Genomic DNA, 16,962 nt, shown 5'->3' on the forward strand with positions numbered 1-16,962 from the left:
GGCTGCATCAGGTCCGGGAGACGAGGCCGCCGGGATGGCGCGTGATCTTGCCGGTGACCTCCAGATCGGTGAGCGCGGGCGAAACCTGAGCGGCGGGCGCGGAGAGGTCGCGGATCAGCTGGTCCTCGGCCAGCGGTGCCGGGCCGAGACGGTTCAGTATGTCGGTATGTAGCCGGGCGGTTTCGGCCAGGCTGCGCTTTTCGGGCGGCGGCGCGAGGCGCAGTTCCGGTTGTGGGGGCGGGACGGGTTGTGACGGGGCCGGCAGGGCGGCCAGCACATCGTCGGCATTGCGCACCAGCGTGGCACCGTCGCGGATCAGCATGTTGCAGCCCGCGGCGCGCGCATCGAACGGGTGACCCGGCACCGCCAGCACGTCGCGCCCCTGGTCGAGCGCGGTGCGCGCGGTGATCAGCGAGCCGGATTTCGCCGCGGCCTCGACCACGACGACGGCCCGAACCAGCCCGCTGATGATACGGTTGCGGGCCGGAAAGTGACGCGCCTGCGGAACCATCCCGGGGGGTGTTCGGACAGGCGCAGGCCGGTGACAGCGATATCCTCGGCCAGCTTGGTGTTCTCGGCGGGATACTTCACGTCGACGCCGCCCGCGACAACGGCGACCGTGCCGTGGTCGAGCGATGCCAGATGCCCGGCCGCGTCGATCCCGCGAGCGAGGCCGGAGACAACGACATGCCCCTGTTCCGACAGCACGCCCGCCAGCGCCTTGGCCATGCGCAGGCCCAGCGACGAGGCGTTGCGGGCGCCGACGAGCGCCACCATGGGCCGGTCGAGCAGATGCGCACCCTGTCCGATGGCCCACAGGAAGGGCGGTGCGTCGGAGTTGTCCGCCAGCAGGGGGGGATAATCGGGTGCGCCCATGAAGATCAACCGGGCGCCGATGGCGGCGCCGGCCTTCAACTCGGCCTCGACCACGCCGACGGGGCAGGGCTCATAGTTCTCTACCCCGGCCGCACGGGCGACTTCGGGCAGGGCCTCGAGCGCGGCTTGGGCGCTGCCATGTTCGTTCATCAGCCTGTGAAACGTCGCCGGCCCGACCCGGCGGGAACGCAACAGACGAAGCCACGCTACCCGATCATCTTCCGTGGTGGGTGGGAGTTGGGGGTGAGTGGAAGGATGTAGTTCCTCGGACATCGTGACTTCGCCTGATTGCAGCCTCAGTGATACGCGCGGTTGGTTAATAGGGAGTAAACCAAACCCTTATCGTCTGAAGAAATTCCGATCGCGGGGCGGAAAGACGCTTTTGCCATGGGGTTTCGGGCTGCTGCGCAGGGTCCGCAGGACACCGGCAACGGACGTGTTTCAGGTGCCCCGCACGCCGGTGGCCAGCCAGACCCGATGCGGAACCGCCATGGGATCGCCCGGGAAGTCTCGTTCCAGGAGCGCGGCGAGGTCGGCATCGAATCGCGCGGTCGCCGCGGCGTCGAGCGAGGCGGCGACGCCGGCGCTGGCCCGGATGCGCCCGCGCCAGGCGGCGTGCGTGTAGCGCTGGCAGAGGTCGAACGAGGCCGACTCCAGCGCGGTGAAGCCCGCCTGCGCGAGATCGGTCAGCCATGCCGGATAGATCCCGCTGCCGTGCGCGCCGGCCCAGTCGGGATTGTGGCGCAGGATCAGCGCCTCGGTCGCCGCCACCACGTTGCCTTGCAAGGGGAGCCAGTCGAAATGGGCGATCACCGCCCGCCCGCCGGGGCGCAGCAGCCGCGCGACCTCTGCTGCGGCGGCGGATCGGTCGAACCAGTGCCAGCATTGCCCAGCCGTGACGAGATCGGCCACGCCGCACGCAAGGCCCGTCGCCTCGGCCGTGCCTGTCTTGTAGGTGATTTCGACGCCCGCAGCCGTGTCGAGTTTCACGGCTTCGTCGAGCAGCGGCTGCGCGGGGTCGATGGCTGTGACCTCGAGCCCAAGCGCCGCCAGCCCGCGCGCGACGGTGCCGGTGCCGCAGCCCAGATCGACGGCGGTCTGGCCGGGGCCGGCCCAGCCGCGCTGTGTCAGAAGCTCGAAAAAGGCAGGCGGGAAGCCGGCGCGATGGGTGGCGTAATCGCTGGCGGTGCGGCCGAAATCGACGTCCTTGCCGAAAGCGCGGAGGGCGTCGGTGTCGAGATTTCCGGTCGGGTCGGTCATTTTATTGCGGCCCCCTGGAGCTTGTGTCGCGCGGCGTTTCGCGGACGCGTCGCTCAACTCCCCGCCTGCGAGCCGCCCACGGTCAGCCCGCCGATCATCACGGTGGGCTGGCCCACGCCCACGGGCACCCATTGACCCTGCTTGCCGCAATTGCCCATGCCGGGGTCGAGCGCCATGTCGTTGCCAAGCGCCCGGATCTGTTGCAGCGCGGTCGCACCGTCGCCGATCAGGGTGGCGCCCTTGACCGGCGCGCCGATCTTGCCGTTCTTCACGCGGTAGGCCTCGGTGCAGGAAAAGACGAACTTGCCGTTGGTGATGTCGACCTGCCCGCCGCCGAAGCCCACGGCATAGATCCCGTCCTTGAGGTCCGCCACGATCTCGTCCCGCGTGGCGTCGCCGCCCAGCATGTAGGTGTTGGTCATGCGCGGCATGGGCGCGTGGGCATAGCTTTGGCGACGCCCGTTGCCGGTCGCCTCGACCCCCATCAGGCGGGCGTTCTGGCGGTCCTGCATGTAACCCACGAGGATGCCGTCCTCGATCAGGACGTTCTTGCCCGAGGGCGTGCCCTCGTCATCGACGGTGATGCTGCCGCGGCGGTCGGGGATGGTGCCGTCATCCAGCACGGTGACGCCGGGAGCGGCGATGCGCTGGCCCATCAGGCCGGCGAAGGCGGAACTGCCCTTGCGGTTGAAATCGCCCTCCAGCCCGTGGCCGATGGCCTCGTGCAGCAGGATGCCGGGCCAGCCGGGGCCGAGGACCACGTCCATCACGCCCGCCGGCGCCGCCTCGGCCTCAAGGTTGACCAGTGCCACGCGCAGCGCCTCGCGCGCCTTGGCCTGCCAGTCTTCGGGTGCGATCAGCCCGTCGAGCATGACGCGCCCGCCGCCGCCGACGCTACCGGTTTCGCGGCGGCCGTCCTTTTCGACGATGACACTTATATTGAGGCGCGTCATGGGGCGGGTGTCGGAGACCTCGTGACCGTCGGCGCGCAGGATCACGACCTCTTGCAGGGACGCGGCGATGGTGGCGGTCACCTGCACCACGCGCGGGTCCATGTCGCGCAGGTAGGCGTCGATCTCGCGCAGGGTGTCGAGCTTGACGGGAAACTCATGCCCGGCAATGGGGTCGGCGTCGGAATAGAGCCGCCGGTTGGTGGCCGCAGGGGCGTCGGCCATCGTGCCGCCGCCCTCGCCCACGGCAAGCCGGGCGGTCTCGACGGCGCGGCCCATTGCGGCCTCGGAAATCTCGGACGAATGGGCATAGCCTGCCACCTCGCCCCGCACGGCGCGCAGTCCGAACCCTTGGCCCGCGTCGTAGGAAGCGGTCTTGACCCGGCCATCGTCGAACACCAGCGATTCCGCGCGACGACGCTCAAAGAAGAGCTCGCCGTCATCCGCCCCGGCCACGGCCTCGCGCAGCTTGGCCAGCGCCGCCTCGCGCTCGATCTGGGTCTCGAAGGGGCGAAAAACGTCTGATGTCATCTGCTTGCTCCTGCTCCCGGCGCCTGAAACGCCAATATTTTAACGGTTTTATAAGCGTCCGTTTGCCGCAACGCATTTCCTTGTGCGCCCCGTAAGAATATTGTTATTTACGGCCCGGAAACAACGGGATTCCATGGCGTGCGCCTTGGAACGTTCTGCAAAGACAAAACCGAACTAACGGGATCAGGGTGCAACATGCGCAAATTCACCAGCTTTCTGGCGTCCGTCGCGGCCGCCGCAACGGCGCTTCCGGCAATGGCACAGGACAACCTCGAGGTCATCGGCAAGCCCGAACCGGGCGCGACGGGCTTCCAACCGGCGGCAACCGAGCTTGCGCGCGACCTTCACTGGCTTGACGGCATGGTTCTGGTGATCATCGCCGCGATCACCATTTTCGTATGTGCGCTGCTGGGCTATTGCATCGTGCGCTTCAACAAGAAGGCCAACCCGAACCCGGCCAGCTTTACCCACCACTCGCCGATCGAGGTGGCGTGGACAGTGGTGCCGATCGTGATCCTGGTCTTCATCGCCGCGTTCTCGCTGCCGGTGCTGTTCAAGCAGCAGGAAATTCCCGAGGGCGACATCAACATCAAGGTCACCGGCTACCAGTGGTTCTGGGGCTATGAATACATGGACCACGATTTCGCCTTCGACAGCTACATGATCGGCGCACCGGCCACCGGCGGCGACAACCGTCTGACCGACGACGTGCGCGCGCAGCTGGAAGAGGCCGGCTATTCCGAGGACGAGTTCCTGCTGGCCACCGACACCGCCGTCGTCGTGCCCGTGGGCCAGACGGTCGTGATGCAGGTCACCGGCGCGGACGTGATCCACAGCTGGACCATCCCGGCCTTCGGCGTGAAGCAGGACGCCGTTCCCGGCCGGATCGCGCAGCTTTGGTTCACCGCCGAAAAGGAAGGCGTCTATTTCGGCCAATGTTCCGAGCTTTGCGGCCAGGCGCATGCCTACATGCCGATCACGGTCAAGGTGGTCAGCCAGGAAGACTATGACACATGGCTCGAAGGCGCGATCGAGGAATACGCCGGCGATCCGTCGACGCTTCCCGATCGGGTGAAGCTGGCCGCCGCCGAGTAAAAGACAGCCGGGGTGCGCCATGGCGCGCCCCATGCCATCCCCCGCAGGATGCGCCCCCGGGCGCGTCCCGTGTTTCGGAGACGACATGAGCGACGCAAGTCTCAACACCAGCAAGGTCCAGGGTCTCGAGGACGAGGCCACCTTCGGCGATTTCTTCGCGCTCCTGAAGCCGCGGGTGATGACGCTGGTCGTGTTCACGGCATTCGTCGGCCTGATCGCCGCGCCGGTTTCGGTACATCCGGTGGTCGGCTTTGCCGCGATCCTGTTCATCGCCGTGGGCGGGGGCGCGTCGGGCGCGCTCAACATGTGGTGGGACGCCGATATCGACGCGGTGATGAAACGCACGGCCAAGCGCCCGATTCCGGCAGGCAAGGTGACACGGGACGAGGCATTCGCCTTCGGAATCGCGCTGTCGGGTTTCGCCGTGGTGATGCTGGGACTGGCGACCAACCTGCTGGCGGCCGGCCTGCTGGCCTTCACCATCTTCTTCTACATCGTGATCTACACCATGTGGCTGAAACGCTGGACGCCGCAGAACATCGTGATCGGCGGCGCCGCAGGGGCCTTTCCGCCGATGATCGGCTGGGCCGCGGCCACCGGCTCGGTCTCGGTCGAGGCGGTGCTGATGTTCTGCCTGACCTTCATGTGGACGCCGCCGCATTTCTGGGCCCTGGCGCTGTTCACCAAGATGGATTACGACAACGCACAGGTGCCGATGCTGACCGTGACCCACGGCCGCCGGTCGACCCGCGTGCATATCCTCGTCTATACCGTGCTGCTCGCCGCACTCGCCATCGGGCTGGGGTTCACCAGCGTGGGCGGGCCGCTCTACCTCGCCGTCGCCGTGGTGCTGAACCTGAACTTCCTCAAGGGCGCCGTGGATATCTGGCGCCGGGACGAGGCCGCCTCGGAAGCCGACAAGTACCTTGCCGAGCGCAAGTTCTTCAAGGCGTCGCTGCTGTACCTTTTTGCCCATTTCGGCGCGATTGCCGCCGAGGCGCTTCTGGCGCCTTACGGCCTGGGAGGGTGGTAAGCCATGTCGCTGTCGCGCCAGCATGAAATGCACAAGCGCCGCTTTTCGCGCAACCTCGGCCTTGGTCTGGTTCTGGCGGCTTTCGTCGCGCTTGTCTTCGGGCTGACCATTGCCAAGGTTTCCGACGACGACTTCGCGGTAACGACAGAGGAGGCGAACTGATGGCGATGGACCGGAACACCAAGACGGTGATGCAGCTGGTGGCTGTGGGGGTCACGATGGGCGCGCTGGCCTGGGCCTCGGTGCCGCTTTACGACTGGTTCTGCCGGGTCACCGGCTATGGCGGCGAAACCAATGTGGCCGCTCTGGGCTCGGACGAGATCCTCGACCGCACCATCAAGGTGCGTTTCGACGCCAGCAACGAGCGTGGCTTCCCGTGGGAATTCAAGCCCGTGCAGCGCGAGATGGAGATCCGCATCGGCGAGACGGGCCTTGCCTTCTACGAGGCGTACAACCCCACCGACAAGCCTGTCGCGGGATCGGCCAGCTATAACGTGACGCCATTCGAGGCGGGCGGGTTCTTTACCAAGATCGACTGCTTCTGCTTCGAGCAGCAGGTGCTGCAACCGGGCGAGCGCGTGCAGATGCCGGTGACGTTTTTCGTCGATCCGGAGATTGTCGACGACCGCGACGCGAAGTACACGAAAACCATCACACTGGGCTATACGTTCTACGAGATCGACCTGCCCGAAGACGAAACGCAGGCTGCGCTCGACAAGGGCGCGACACCTGATAATAACGTGAACTGAGAGCCACCGACGAGGGACCAAGCCAGATGGCACATGAAAAAAATCACGACTATCACATTCTGAACCCCTCAATCTGGCCGTTGCTTGGCGCACTGGCCGGGTTCGTCATGCTGTTCGGCGCGGTCCTGTTCTTCCACGGCAGCGGGCCGTGGATGCTGCTGGCCGGCTTCGTGGGCGTCGCCTACGTGATGTTCGGCTGGTGGGCCGACACGATCAAGGAAAGCCATGCCGGCGATCACACGCCGGTGGTGCGGATCGGTCTGCGCTATGGCTTCATCATGTTCATCATGTCCGAGGTCATGTTCTTTGCCGCCTGGTTCTGGAGCTTTTTCAAGCACGCCATCTATCCGATGGGCGAGATGTCCCCGATCACCGATGGCGTCTGGCCGCCCGCGGGGATCGAGACCTTCGACCCCTGGCACCTGCCGCTGATCAACACGCTGATCCTGCTGTGCTCGGGCATGGCCGCCACCTGGGCGCACCACGCGCTTGTGCACGAAAACAACCGCGACGACGTCAAGTGGGGCCTGACGATCGCCATCGCCCTCGGTGTGATCTTCACCGGGCTGCAGGCCTACGAGTACAGCCACGCGGCCTTCGGGTTCTCGGGCAATATCTATGGCGCCAATTTCTTCATGGCGACCGGCTTTCACGGCGCGCATGTGGTCATCGGCACGATCTTCCTGTTCGTCTGCCTGATGCGGTTGATGCGGGGGCACTTCACACCTGAGAAACACATCGGATTCGAGGCCGCCGCCTGGTACTGGCACTTCGTCGACGTGGTGTGGCTGTTCCTCTTCGCCGCGGTCTATATCTGGGGCGGCTGAAGAATTTTCGTACGAAAATTCTCTGCCTCCGGCGGGGATATTTGAAGCCAGAGGAAGATGCGGAGGGGGTTCCTTCCGCATTTTCGCGTCACATGGGGCGTCATGCAAAGAAACCTGGTACTTCCGCTGATCTTCGGCCTGGCCGGCGCGGCCGTGCTGATCTGGCTGGGCGTGTGGCAGATGCAGCGGCTGGAGTGGAAGCAAGGCATCCTGTCCCGGATCGAGACGCGGATCGCCGCCGAGCCGGTGGCGCTGCCCGAGAGTTTCGAACCCGAGGCCGACAGGTACCTGCCGGTCGCTGTCACCGGGCAGTTCGGCGATGGCGCGCTGCGCGTGCTGGTCAGCCGCAAGCAGGTCGGCGCGGGGTACCTGGTGATCTCGCCTTTCGTCACCGAGGCGGGGCGGCGCATTCTGGTGGATCGCGGCTTTATCCGGCAAAGCGATGCGTTGCCGGGGCCGCCGGAAGGTGAGTTGACCGTTTCCGGCAACCTGCACTGGCCCGACGACCGCAACAGCTCGACGCCCGAGAACGATGTCGCGGGCAACACGTGGTTCGCACGGGACCTGGGCCAGATGGCAGAGGTGCTGGAGACCGAGCCGGTGCTGCTGGTTGCACGTGAATTGTCGCAACCCGAGGACGCCGTGACGCCCTTGCCGGTGGACACCGCGCATATTCCGAACGATCACTTGCAATACGCGATCACGTGGTTCTCGCTGGCGGCCATCTGGCTGGGCATGACCGGCTTCTACATCTTCCGCGACCGCGGCGCCGAAAAAGGACTGGACCGATGAAATACATCTCGACCCGTGGCAACGCCCCCGTGCTGAGTTTCGAGGAAGCCATGCTGACCGGGCTGGCGCGGGACGGAGGGCTGTACCTGCCCGAGAGCATCCCGCCGCTGTCGGCGGACGACATCAAGGCGCTGCACGGGGTCAGTTACGAAGAGGCGGCGTTCCGCATCATGCGGCCCTTCATCGGCGACGCCTTTACTGACGACGAGTTCCGCGCCATCATCGCCAAGACCTATGCCGGGTTCGGCCATGCCGCACGGGCGCCCCTGAAACAGCTGGATGCCGGGCATTTCCTGCTGGAACTGTTCCACGGCCCCACACTGGCGTTCAAGGATTTCGCGATGCAACTGATCGGCCAGCTGTTCGAGGCATCACTGAAACGCTCGGGCGACCGGGTGTGCATCGTGGGGGCCACTTCGGGCGATACCGGCTCGGCGGCGATCGAGGCGTTCCGGGGGCTGGACAAGGTGGATGTCTTCATCCTCTACCCCCATGGCCGCGTCAGCGAGGTGCAGCGCCGGCAGATGACCACGCCTGTCGAGGACAACGTGCACGCCATTGCCGTCGACGGCGATTTCGACGCCTGCCAGGCCCGGGTGAAGGACATGTTCAACGATTTCGAGTTCCGCGACGCGGTGGGGCTGGCCGGCGTGAACTCGATCAACTGGGCGCGCGTGCTGGCGCAGGTGGTGTATTACTTCACCTCCGCCGTGTCGCTGGGCGCGCCCGAGCGCAAGGTCAGTTTCACCGTGCCCACCGGCAATTTCGGGGATATCTTCGCGGGCTACATCGCCAAGCGCATGGGTCTGCCCATCGACCGGCTGATCGTGGCCACCAACCAGAACGATATCCTGCACCGCTGCCTGACCACTTCGGAATACAAGCCCGACGGCGTGATCCCCTCGATCAGCCCGTCGATGGATATCCAGGTCAGTTCCAACTTCGAGCGGGCGCTTTACTATGCCTATGATCAGGACGGCGCGGCGGTGGGCCAGCTGATGGACGAGCTGAAGGCGGGCGGCTTTTCGGTCAGCCAGGGCGCGCTGGAGGCGCTGCAGGAGAGCTTCGCCTCGGGCCGCAGCGACGAGGACGAGACCCGCGCGACGATCCTGGAGACGTGGAACGCCGCCGGCGAACTTCTGTGCCCGCATTCCGCCGTGGGCGTGAAGGTGGCCGAGGAAATGCGCGACGCGGCCACCCCGATGATCACGCTGGCCACGGCGCATCCCGCGAAATTCCCGGCGGCGGTGGAAGAGGCCAGCGGCCAACATCCCCCCTTGCCCGACCGCATGGCCGACCTGTATGAGCGGTCGGAACGCGTGACACGGGTCGAAAACGACCTTGCCGCCATCGAAACCCTCATCAAGGACCGCATCCCGAATTGACCGTCAACCTGACCACTCTCGACAACGGATTTCGCATCGTCACCGAACACATGCCCGGCCTGCAATCGGCCGCCATCGGCGTGTGGGTGCTCGCCGGCGCCCGGCACGAGGACGCCGCGCAGAACGGCATCGCGCATTTCCTCGAACACATGGCCTTCAAGGGCACCAAGCGGCGCAACGCGCTTGAGATTGCCGAGGCGATCGAGGATGTGGGCGGCTATATCAATGCCTATACCAGCCGCGAGGTGACGGCCTATTACGCCCGCGTGCTGGCCGACGACGTGCCGCTGGCGCTGGACGTGGTGTCCGACATTCTGCGCAACCCTGTCTTCGATGCGCGCGAGATCGAAGTGGAGCGCGGCGTGATCCTTCAGGAGATCGGACAGGCGCTGGATACGCCCGACGACATCATCTTCGACTGGTTGCAGGAGCAGGCCTATCCCAACCATCCGCTGGGCCGCACCATCCTGGGCCCCGAGGACCGGGTGCGCGGTTTCTCCCGCACTGACCTGACGCGGTTCGTCGATCAGCGCTATCGCCCGGGGCAGATGATCCTGTCCGCCGCCGGTGCCGTGGATCACGACGCGCTGGTCAAGCTGGCCGAAGAGGCGTTTGGCGACATGCAGCCCTCCAACACCATCGCGCCGCCTTCCGCCAAATTCGCCGGTGGCGAGACGCGCACCGTGCGCACGCTGGAACAGGCGCATTTCGCCATGGCGTTCGAGAGTTCCAACTACACCAGCCCCGACATTCACACCGCGCAGATCTACGCCTCGGCGCTGGGCGGCTCGATGTCGTCGCGCCTGTTCCAGGAGATCCGCGAGCGGCGCGGGCTGTGCTATACGATCTTTGCGCAGGCCGGGGCCTATTCGGATACCGGGATGCTGACGATCTATGCCGGTACCTCGGCGGAGGAGATGGAGAGCCTCGGGCGGCTGACGGTGGACGAGATGAAGCGCGCCGCCGAAGATTTCAGCCAGGCCGAGCTGGACCGGGCGCGCGCACAGATGAAGGCGGGCCTGCTGATGGGGCTGGAAAGCCCGTCGAACCGGGCCGAGCGGTCGGCGCGGATGATGCAGATCTGGGGCCGGGTGCCGGACCTTGACGAGGTGGTCGAGCGGATCGACGCGGTCACGCTGAAGGACCTCAAATCCCACGCCGAGGTGATCGCAACGCAAGCGCCCGCCGCGCTGGCGCTTTACGGCCCCGTCAGCCATGCGCCATCGTTGCAGACCTTGCAGGAAAGGCGCGCCGCCTGATGTTCCTGCCACGCCGGAAGATCCGGATCGAGACGGAGCGCCTGACCCTGCGTCAGCCCGTCCTGACCGACTTCCGCGACTGGTCTTCCCTGCGCGAAAGCAGCGCCGATTTCCTGACCCCGTGGGAGCCGCAATGGGCCGCCGACCACCTGTCGCGCAAGGGGTTCGCCAACCGGGTCTACTGGTCGCAGCGGTCGATCTCCTCAGGCTCGGCGGTGCCCTTGTTTTTGTTCCGCCGCGACGACGACAGGCTGGTGGGGGCTATCACGCTGGACAATATCCGCCGCGGCCCCGCGCAGTCGGGCACCCTAGGCTACTGGACCGGCCAACCCTATGCGCGGATGGGGTACATGCGCGAGGCATTGCAGGCGGTGTCGCACTATGCGTTCGAGCGGCTGGACCTGTCGCGGCTGGAAGCGGCCTGCCTGCCGGAAAACGCGCCGTCGCGGCGGCTTCTGGAAAGCTGCGGGTTCAAGTACGAGGGCGTGGCGCAAAGTTATTTGCAGATCGCGGGGCGCTGGCGGACGCATGTGCTTTACGCCGCGCTGCGAGGCGACCGGCGCGGTCGGACGGATGTGGGGTAGGGCGGGGTTTGACCCCGCCGCGACGGCCAAATGATCCTTCGCGCGGAATAAAGGCGCGGCCTTGCCGCGCCGCCGCGCGATCGCCAGACCGCCCCCCGGGCTGGCGATTGGTTGCAGTCAGCGCCTCGATTGGAAGTTTCGCGGATGTTTCAGGGATAAAGTGCCCTGAACAACTGCCGGTCGCCACCCCGCGGTCTGGCAATCCCGCGGCTCAAATCGGCAACGCATAAAAAGAGGGGAGCCCGAAGGCCCCCCTCATCACTCGTTACGAACTCAAAAGAGAACTCGCTACGCAACCTTTGGCTTAGCGCGCCTGTGCGATGGCCAGCGCGGTGAAGCCGCCCATGCCCAGGTCGGCTTCCATCGTGGCCTCGCCGGTTTCCAGGTCGATGGTGTAGAAGCCAGCGTTTTCGGCGCCTTCCATCTGCAGGATGGCATAGGCCATGTCCTCGCCCTCGGACGGCGACATGATGTCGAACCCGCCCCAGTCGCTCAGGTCCACGGCTTCGCCGTCGACGGTGACCTCTGCGATGGTTTCCAGCGTACCTTCGTTGTTGGCCAGGCTCACGAGCGAGTCCGTCTCGGCGTCGAGCGCATATTGGAACGTGCTGCCGGCGGTCTCGCCATTGATCGCGTTGGTATAGGCGTTGGCATAGATCATCGGATCGGCGCCGACATTGGCGTCACCCTCGGCATAGGCCAGATCGGTGACACGCACGACCTTGCCCGCCTTCTCGCCATCGCTGAAGTCGGTCGGGAAGTAGACCAGGTTGTCTTCGCCGGACGAGACGGCGCGCACGGCGTCGATCTTGTTGTTGAAGTCGAAGGCGACCTTCGAGCCGTCGGCGACCATGGCATCTTCGTTGAACGAAGCCTCGAGATCGGTCATCTCGCCGCTGGCGGGGTCGATGGTGACGACCTTGCCGTTCTTGAAGCCCAGAAGTTCGCCGGTGACCGGGCGCCACGCGATGGCGTCCAGCGCCTCGGAGAGGTCCATGGTCTGCACGTCGGTTGGCGACGTGATATCGGCCATGGAAACGAGTGTCATGCCGTCATTGGCCAGCGCGAAACCCATGTCCGCGCCTTCGCTTTGCGCAAACGCGGCAGTGCCCAGCAGCGACAGGGCGGAAACGGCGGTGATGGTACGAGTATACATTGTGGTCCTCTCTTCGTTACTATGTCGGGCAACCGACCTTTCTGGCCGGTGCTTGACCCAAGACACGAAAGACCGCTTCGGGAAGTTTCGCCGCGCCCGAAATTTTTTTCGAAAGCGCACGCGCGGTTTCACGCAAAGGTGCGTGCACGCCTGTTGAAGAGTGGCTTGGTGCTGCGTAGACTCACGCGAAATGCAACGGAGAGCCGCATCATGTCATTCCGCGCCTTTATGATCGCCGCATTGGCCGCAGTTTCGGTGTCGGGCTCTGCCGTTGCGGCACCCGACACCGTGCCTCTGGCAGGGGATGTCACGCTGGGCGGCGGCGGGTTCACCACCGGCGGCGGCATCACCGTGGCGGTCGAGCCGCGCCGGGCCATCGACGGTCAACTGGCCTTGTGTGGCGTCTGGGCGCAAAGCGAGCGGTTGACCGCATACGTGCGCCCGCATGTGCGCGACCTTCTCGCGCCCGCGACGCTGGCGGTGAACGGGCAGGTGGTGCTGCATGATCTGCGGGTCTTCAACGAGGTTGCCCCCGCGCAGAACTATATCGGGCAGGATGCCACCTGCGTGGGCACCGGACTGGCCTATCGCGACGGGGCCGCCGTCGAGATCCGCATCCCGCGCCGGGCCGTGGTGCGGGAACTGGGCAGGGCCGACAGCGGCATGGAGATCTGGTTCATGCCGGCCACGGGCGAAAACCTCGCGCTGACCGAGGGCTCGATTCTGCCGGCGCGGTGGACGCGCTTTACCTCGCCCGGCGACCAGTACGAGACGACACCGCCCGAGCAGAACACGGCGCGGGACTGAGCGTCGCCGCCGGTATCAACTCAATTGAAAAACCTCTGGCGATGGGGCAATATCGCGCCCACTGAAGGTTAACGAAACGGCGCGGCCAAGACGGGGCAAACCCGCGATCCCGCCGCCCCACGAGGACAGAGCAGGACAGTCCCGATGAAAAAGCTATTGATGACCCTTATGGCATTCGGCCTTGCCGGATGCGGCCAGCCGGACCGCTTCGACGGGCGCAGCGGAGCGGTCAGCCGGGCCGCCCCGATGGCGTCAGGCCCGATTTCCAGCGCCTGCATGGCGTCGGATCGCAAATCGCGTTCGCAGGCGCTGTGCGGCTGCATCCAGGCGGTGGCGGACCAGACGCTGAACCCGTCCGACCAGCGGCGCGCCGCCGCGTTCTACCGCGACCCGCACCAGGCGCAGGAAATCCGCCAGTCGGACCGGGGCCGGGACGAGGCCTTCTGGAAGGCGTATCGCGCTTACGGGGACCGCGCCGAGCAACTGTGCCGATGAGCGGACTGTTCGACTTTCTGGCCGAGCTTCCCCCTATGACGACAACGCGACCACGATCTATCGGCTGAACCAGCGTCACAAGCTGATCATCGACCCGTTTCTGCCGCAGATCGAGGGCGCCCGCGTGCTGGACCTCGCCGCCCATGACGGGCGGTGGTCCTACGCGCTGGCCGCCGCCGGCGCGGCCGAAGTCGTGGGGGTCGAGGCACGGCCCGAACTGGTCGCGCGGTTCGACGCCTTCCCCGAGACCGATTTCAAGCGCCGCGTGCGCCTGACCTGCGGCGATCTTTTCGCCGATCTCGAGGCGCGGGGCGCGGCGGGCGAGCAGTTCGACGTGGTGGCGCTTTACGGCATCTTCTACCATGTGATGGACCATTTCCGCCTGTTGTCGCTCATCCGCGCGTTGCAGCCCAAGCTGGTGATCATCGACAGCGAGTTCATCGTGCTGGACAACGCCGTGATACAGGTGCTGAAGGAAGACGTGTCGAACCCGCTGAACGCGGTGTCCGAGGTCGAGGGGCGCAGCCACACGGTCGTGGGCGTCCCGTCGCGCAAGGCCACCGATTTCATGGCCGAGGCGTTGAATTACGAGGCCACGTGGCTCGACCACGACATGATCCTGGGCGAGGACAGGCGGGGGATGCACGACTATTTCCGCGACGGGCGCAAGGTGCGCCATGTCTGCGCGCTCAGCCCGGCAGGCCAGGGCTGACCGCCGCCACGGGGCGCGCGAAAATGCGCATTTTCGCCAACATTTTCCGCGCGGAAAATGGCCCCGCTCACGCCTTCAGCCGATAGCCCTTGCGGAAGAGCGCCCAAGCCAGGGCAGAGACAGCCAGTGTCGATATCAGCACGATCGCCGCGCCCACCGACACGCTGCTGTCCGATACGCCGATCATGCCGTACCGGCCCCCGTCCATCAGGTAGAAGACCGGGTTCACGTGGCTGATCGTGTAAAGCGCGCCGGGCAGCGCCTCGACCGAGTAGAACGTGCCGGACAGGAACGCGAGCGGCGTGACGATGAAGTTGGTGATCGCCGCCATCTGGTCGAACTTCTGCGCGAAGATCCCCGCCACCATGCCAAGCGCGCCCAGAAACGCCGCGCCCAGCGTCACGAAGCCCAGCCAGATCAGCGGATGCGCCGGCACGATCCCCAGAAACAGCGCCAGCCCCACCGCGATGGCCAGCGCGACCAGCACGCCGCGCGCGACGGCCCCGGCCAGATAGCCCAGCACCAGTTCGGCGGGCGACAGGGGCGGCATCAGCGTGTCGACGATATTGCCCTGCACCTTGGAAATCACGATGGACGAGGACGTGTTGGCGAAACTGTTCTGGATCACCGTCATCATCAGGATGCCGGGCGCGATGAAGGTGGTGAAATCCACGCCCATCACATCGCCCCGGCGCTCTCCGATGGCGATGGAAAAGATCACCAGGAAGAGGCCGGCTGTCGCCAGCGGCGCCATCAGCGTCTGGGTCCAGACGGCAAGAAACCGCTGGGTTTCGCGCTGCGCCAGCGTGGCCAGCCCAAGCCAGTTGACCCGCCCGAAGCGGCGGCTGCCCATTTCGTGAAATTCCTGCATCTTGGCCTCGATTGTCGTCTCGCGGTGCCTTGTAACTCAACGCCCAGTGATTAGAATAGGGCAACTGACAAAAAGACCACGCCCCCGGGTGCACCGGCGGCGTGATGAACCAATGAAAGGTGGCTCATGTCCTGGAGTGACGAGCGCGTCGAACTGCTGAAGAAGATGTGGAGCGAGGGCCAGTCGGCCAGCCAGATCGCCAAGGAACTGGGCGGCGTGACCCGCAACGCGGTGATCGGCAAGGTACACCGCCTTGGCCTGTCGAACCGCAGCGGGTCGGGCAATGGCGCCGCCGCGTCCGAGGCGCCGGCCAAGGCCAAGCCCGCCACCAAGGCCAAACCGGCGGCGGCCAAGACCAAGCCCGCCGCGCCCAAGCCCGAGGCGAAAAAGCCCGAGCCCAAGGAAGAACCCGCGCCCACCGCCGCGGCGAGCCGCGTCAAGGCGATCATCCCGGCGGGCCAGCCCCTGCCGCCGCAACCTTCTGCGAACGAGATCGACCCCGAGGCGCTGGCCAAGGTCAGCGAGATCGAGAAAAAGGCCAAGCGGCTGACGTTGATGGAGTTGACCGAGCGGACCTGCAAATGGCCCGTGGGCGATCCGGCGACGCATGATTTCTGGTTCTGCGGCCTGCCTGTGCAATCCGGCAAGCCCTATTGCGAGGCGCATGTCGGCGTCGCGTTCCAGCCGATGAGCTCGCGCCGCGACCGGAAACGGTAGGTCTCATTCCGGCTCGCGGAGCCACCGGGGCCGCAGCACCATGATTGTGGGCTGCCCCGGAAGCGTATCCAGCGAAACGGTGAGCGCGCTGTCCTCTGTCCGGACGACCGCGAACTCCTCTTCCATCGCATTCAGAAAGCTTTGCAGCGTGCCGTCACCGAACCAGTGCATCGGAATGACGATCGACGACCGCAGGCGTTTCACAGTCTCGATCATCCGGGGCAGGGGCAGGGTATAGCCCCCATCGACCGGCGCCAGCAGCACATCGACCCGGCCCAGGGCCGCGAATTGCTCGTCGGTCGGCATGTGATGCAGGTGCCCCAGGTGGCCGATGCACAGCCCCGCCGTCTCGAACACGAAGATCGAGTTGCCCTCGGGCTCGGCCGGCGCGCCATAGCGCGAGCGAATATCGGTCGAGACGTTGCGGATGACCATGTCGCCCAGATCGAGATAGTGGTCGATGCCTGCGCCATGCTCTTCGCCCCACCCGGGCAGGACGTTGGGGATGCCGGGGTCGGGAAAGGGAGTCCAGTGGGTTTCGTGCGCGTGGTTCATCGTCACGACATCGGGCAGGAAATCCACGTTGCCGATAAAGCCGGTGAAATCCGTGACCGCGCTGGTGCCGGAATGCGCCTGGATCAGGAACGAGGCGTGGGCGATGTAATGGATGCGCACCCGGTCCTGCGGCACCGGATCGCGGAAGCTGGCCTTGTGCACGAAGTCGATGCCGGGCGCGGATTGCGCGATCGAGAGGCAATGGCTGGGCTTGCGCTCGGCCTCCTGTGCGACGGCAGGTGTTGCAAGAGCGGCGAGGAACAGGGCAAGTCGGACCATCGGCGATACCTCCTGGCGAGGAGTGTAGC

At 65.8% G+C, this 16,962-nt stretch carries 19 protein-coding genes and 1 pseudogene; 13 read left to right on the forward strand and 7 right to left on the reverse strand.

The window, feature by feature from the left end:
• Positions 1-7: 7 nt before the first annotated feature.
• The 4 genes and pseudogenes from ACSQ76_RS04995 to tldD form a co-directional block, all read right to left on the reverse strand.
• A complete protein-coding gene (locus tag ACSQ76_RS04995; RefSeq protein WP_437158161.1) occupies positions 8-322 on the reverse strand; it encodes a DNA processing protein DprA in 315 nt (104 codons plus the stop codon).
• Between the two features lie 27 nt (positions 323-349).
• Positions 350-1,149: pseudogene (locus tag ACSQ76_RS05000) on the reverse strand (DNA-processing protein DprA); the annotation flags it as partial.
• Positions 1,150-1,317: 168 nt separating this feature from the next.
• Positions 1,318-2,136, reverse strand: coding sequence for a class I SAM-dependent methyltransferase (locus ACSQ76_RS05005; protein ID WP_437155686.1), 819 nt, complete (start codon positions 2,134-2,136; stop codon positions 1,318-1,320).
• A gap of 53 nt (positions 2,137-2,189) precedes the next feature.
• Positions 2,190-3,617, reverse strand: coding sequence for a metalloprotease TldD (gene tldD, locus ACSQ76_RS05010; protein ID WP_437155687.1), 1,428 nt, complete (start codon positions 3,615-3,617; stop codon positions 2,190-2,192).
• A gap of 195 nt (positions 3,618-3,812) precedes the next feature.
• Between tldD and coxB the strand changes: the two genes are divergently transcribed.
• From coxB to ACSQ76_RS05055, 9 genes are all read left to right on the forward strand, one after another.
• Positions 3,813-4,712 (forward strand): cytochrome c oxidase subunit II, encoded by a 900-nt coding sequence (gene coxB, locus ACSQ76_RS05015; protein WP_306128131.1) that lies wholly within the window; start codon positions 3,813-3,815, stop codon positions 4,710-4,712.
• A gap of 85 nt (positions 4,713-4,797) precedes the next feature.
• The gene (cyoE, locus tag ACSQ76_RS05020) at positions 4,798-5,745 is read left to right on the forward strand and encodes a heme o synthase (RefSeq protein ID WP_437155688.1); all 948 of its coding nucleotides are present in this window, start codon (positions 4,798-4,800) and stop codon (positions 5,743-5,745) included.
• A gap of 3 nt (positions 5,746-5,748) precedes the next feature.
• Positions 5,749-5,907 (forward strand): hypothetical protein, encoded by a 159-nt coding sequence (locus tag ACSQ76_RS05025; RefSeq protein WP_306128129.1) that lies wholly within the window; start codon positions 5,749-5,751, stop codon positions 5,905-5,907.
• The gene (locus tag ACSQ76_RS05030; protein ID WP_437155689.1) at positions 5,907-6,494 is read left to right on the forward strand and encodes a cytochrome c oxidase assembly protein; all 588 of its coding nucleotides are present in this window, start codon (positions 5,907-5,909) and stop codon (positions 6,492-6,494) included. The genes ACSQ76_RS05025 and ACSQ76_RS05030 overlap by 1 nt, the downstream gene beginning before the upstream one ends.
• A gap of 26 nt (positions 6,495-6,520) precedes the next feature.
• On the forward strand, positions 6,521-7,321 hold the full coding sequence (locus ACSQ76_RS05035) for a cytochrome c oxidase subunit 3 (protein WP_437155690.1): 801 nt from the start codon (positions 6,521-6,523) through the stop codon (positions 7,319-7,321).
• 102 nt (positions 7,322-7,423) lie between these two features.
• Positions 7,424-8,113, forward strand: a complete 690-nt coding sequence (locus ACSQ76_RS05040) for an SURF1 family protein (protein WP_306128125.1) — start codon at positions 7,424-7,426, stop codon at positions 8,111-8,113.
• The gene (gene thrC / locus ACSQ76_RS05045; protein ID WP_437155691.1) at positions 8,110-9,498 is read left to right on the forward strand and encodes a threonine synthase; all 1,389 of its coding nucleotides are present in this window, start codon (positions 8,110-8,112) and stop codon (positions 9,496-9,498) included. The genes ACSQ76_RS05040 and thrC overlap by 4 nt, the downstream gene beginning before the upstream one ends.
• Complete coding sequence (locus tag ACSQ76_RS05050) at positions 9,495-10,757, forward strand: M16 family metallopeptidase (RefSeq protein WP_437155692.1); 1,263 nt, start codon at positions 9,495-9,497, stop codon at positions 10,755-10,757. Before thrC ends, ACSQ76_RS05050 begins: the two co-directional genes overlap by 4 nt.
• Positions 10,757-11,341: a GNAT family N-acetyltransferase gene (locus tag ACSQ76_RS05055; protein WP_437155693.1), complete on the forward strand. Its 585-nt coding sequence runs from the start codon at positions 10,757-10,759 to the stop codon at positions 11,339-11,341. Before ACSQ76_RS05050 ends, ACSQ76_RS05055 begins: the two co-directional genes overlap by 1 nt.
• 304 nt (positions 11,342-11,645) lie before the next feature.
• Here the strand turns inward: ACSQ76_RS05055 and ACSQ76_RS05060 are convergent, their stop codons facing one another.
• The gene (locus ACSQ76_RS05060; protein WP_437155694.1) at positions 11,646-12,497 is read right to left on the reverse strand and encodes a DUF4394 domain-containing protein; all 852 of its coding nucleotides are present in this window, start codon (positions 12,495-12,497) and stop codon (positions 11,646-11,648) included.
• Between the two features lie 210 nt (positions 12,498-12,707).
• Here ACSQ76_RS05060 and ACSQ76_RS05065 point away from each other — a divergent pair, with 210 nt between their 5' ends.
• The 3 genes from ACSQ76_RS05065 (at position 12,708) to ACSQ76_RS05075 (ending at position 14,511) form a co-directional block, all read left to right on the forward strand.
• Positions 12,708-13,304, forward strand: coding sequence for a hypothetical protein (locus tag ACSQ76_RS05065; protein WP_437155695.1), 597 nt, complete (start codon positions 12,708-12,710; stop codon positions 13,302-13,304).
• 144 nt (positions 13,305-13,448) lie between these two features.
• The gene (locus ACSQ76_RS05070; protein ID WP_437155696.1) at positions 13,449-13,799 is read left to right on the forward strand and encodes a hypothetical protein; all 351 of its coding nucleotides are present in this window, start codon (positions 13,449-13,451) and stop codon (positions 13,797-13,799) included.
• Between the two features lie 100 nt (positions 13,800-13,899).
• Positions 13,900-14,511, forward strand: coding sequence for a methyltransferase domain-containing protein (locus ACSQ76_RS05075; protein WP_437158162.1), 612 nt, complete (start codon positions 13,900-13,902; stop codon positions 14,509-14,511).
• A 67-nt stretch (positions 14,512-14,578) separates the two neighbouring features.
• On the opposite strand, the gene ACSQ76_RS05080 is transcribed toward ACSQ76_RS05075, so the two are convergent.
• Complete coding sequence (locus ACSQ76_RS05080; RefSeq protein WP_437155697.1) at positions 14,579-15,382, reverse strand: ABC transporter permease; 804 nt, start codon at positions 15,380-15,382, stop codon at positions 14,579-14,581.
• A 126-nt stretch (positions 15,383-15,508) separates the two neighbouring features.
• On the opposite strand from ACSQ76_RS05080, the gene ACSQ76_RS05085 reads away from it, so the two are divergent.
• Positions 15,509-16,099, forward strand: coding sequence for a GcrA family cell cycle regulator (locus ACSQ76_RS05085; protein WP_437155698.1), 591 nt, complete (start codon positions 15,509-15,511; stop codon positions 16,097-16,099).
• Between the two features lie 3 nt (positions 16,100-16,102).
• Here the strand turns inward: ACSQ76_RS05085 and ACSQ76_RS05090 are convergent, their stop codons facing one another.
• Positions 16,103-16,933, reverse strand: coding sequence for an MBL fold metallo-hydrolase (locus tag ACSQ76_RS05090; protein ID WP_437155699.1), 831 nt, complete (start codon positions 16,931-16,933; stop codon positions 16,103-16,105).
• Between the last annotated feature and the right edge of the window lie 29 nt (positions 16,934-16,962).

This window comes from Roseovarius sp. B08 (assembly GCF_051417955.1).
Classification (GTDB): Bacteria; Pseudomonadota; Alphaproteobacteria; order Rhodobacterales; family Rhodobacteraceae; genus Roseovarius.

Bases quoted from the DNA above. Each gene is read 5' to 3' on its own strand.
- ACSQ76_RS05025 (WP_306128129.1), top strand. From the start codon at position 5,749: ATGTCGCTGTCGCGCCAGCATGAAATGCACAAGCGCCGCTTTTCGCGC.
- ACSQ76_RS05040 (WP_306128125.1), top strand. From the start codon at position 7,424: ATGCAAAGAAACCTGGTACTTCCGCTGATCTTCGGCCTGGCCGGCGCG.
- ACSQ76_RS05090 (WP_437155699.1), bottom strand. From the start codon at position 16,933: ATGGTCCGACTTGCCCTGTTCCTCGCCGCTCTTGCAACACCTGCCGTC.
- cyoE (WP_437155688.1), top strand. From the start codon at position 4,798: ATGAGCGACGCAAGTCTCAACACCAGCAAGGTCCAGGGTCTCGAGGAC.
- ACSQ76_RS05080 (WP_437155697.1), bottom strand. From the start codon at position 15,382: ATGCAGGAATTTCACGAAATGGGCAGCCGCCGCTTCGGGCGGGTCAAC.
- tldD (WP_437155687.1), bottom strand. From the start codon at position 3,617: ATGACATCAGACGTTTTTCGCCCCTTCGAGACCCAGATCGAGCGCGAG.
- coxB (WP_306128131.1), top strand. From the start codon at position 3,813: ATGCGCAAATTCACCAGCTTTCTGGCGTCCGTCGCGGCCGCCGCAACG.
- thrC (WP_437155691.1), top strand. From the start codon at position 8,110: ATGAAATACATCTCGACCCGTGGCAACGCCCCCGTGCTGAGTTTCGAG.
- ACSQ76_RS05030 (WP_437155689.1), top strand. From the start codon at position 5,907: ATGGCGATGGACCGGAACACCAAGACGGTGATGCAGCTGGTGGCTGTG.
- ACSQ76_RS05060 (WP_437155694.1), bottom strand. From the start codon at position 12,497: ATGTATACTCGTACCATCACCGCCGTTTCCGCCCTGTCGCTGCTGGGC.
- ACSQ76_RS05005 (WP_437155686.1), bottom strand. From the start codon at position 2,136: ATGACCGACCCGACCGGAAATCTCGACACCGACGCCCTCCGCGCTTTC.
- ACSQ76_RS05055 (WP_437155693.1), top strand. From the start codon at position 10,757: ATGTTCCTGCCACGCCGGAAGATCCGGATCGAGACGGAGCGCCTGACC.
- ACSQ76_RS04995 (WP_437158161.1), bottom strand. From the start codon at position 322: ATGCTGATCCGCGACGGTGCCACGCTGGTGCGCAATGCCGACGATGTG.
- ACSQ76_RS05065 (WP_437155695.1), top strand. From the start codon at position 12,708: ATGTCATTCCGCGCCTTTATGATCGCCGCATTGGCCGCAGTTTCGGTG.
- ACSQ76_RS05070 (WP_437155696.1), top strand. From the start codon at position 13,449: ATGAAAAAGCTATTGATGACCCTTATGGCATTCGGCCTTGCCGGATGC.
- ACSQ76_RS05085 (WP_437155698.1), top strand. From the start codon at position 15,509: ATGTCCTGGAGTGACGAGCGCGTCGAACTGCTGAAGAAGATGTGGAGC.
- ACSQ76_RS05035 (WP_437155690.1), top strand. From the start codon at position 6,521: ATGGCACATGAAAAAAATCACGACTATCACATTCTGAACCCCTCAATC.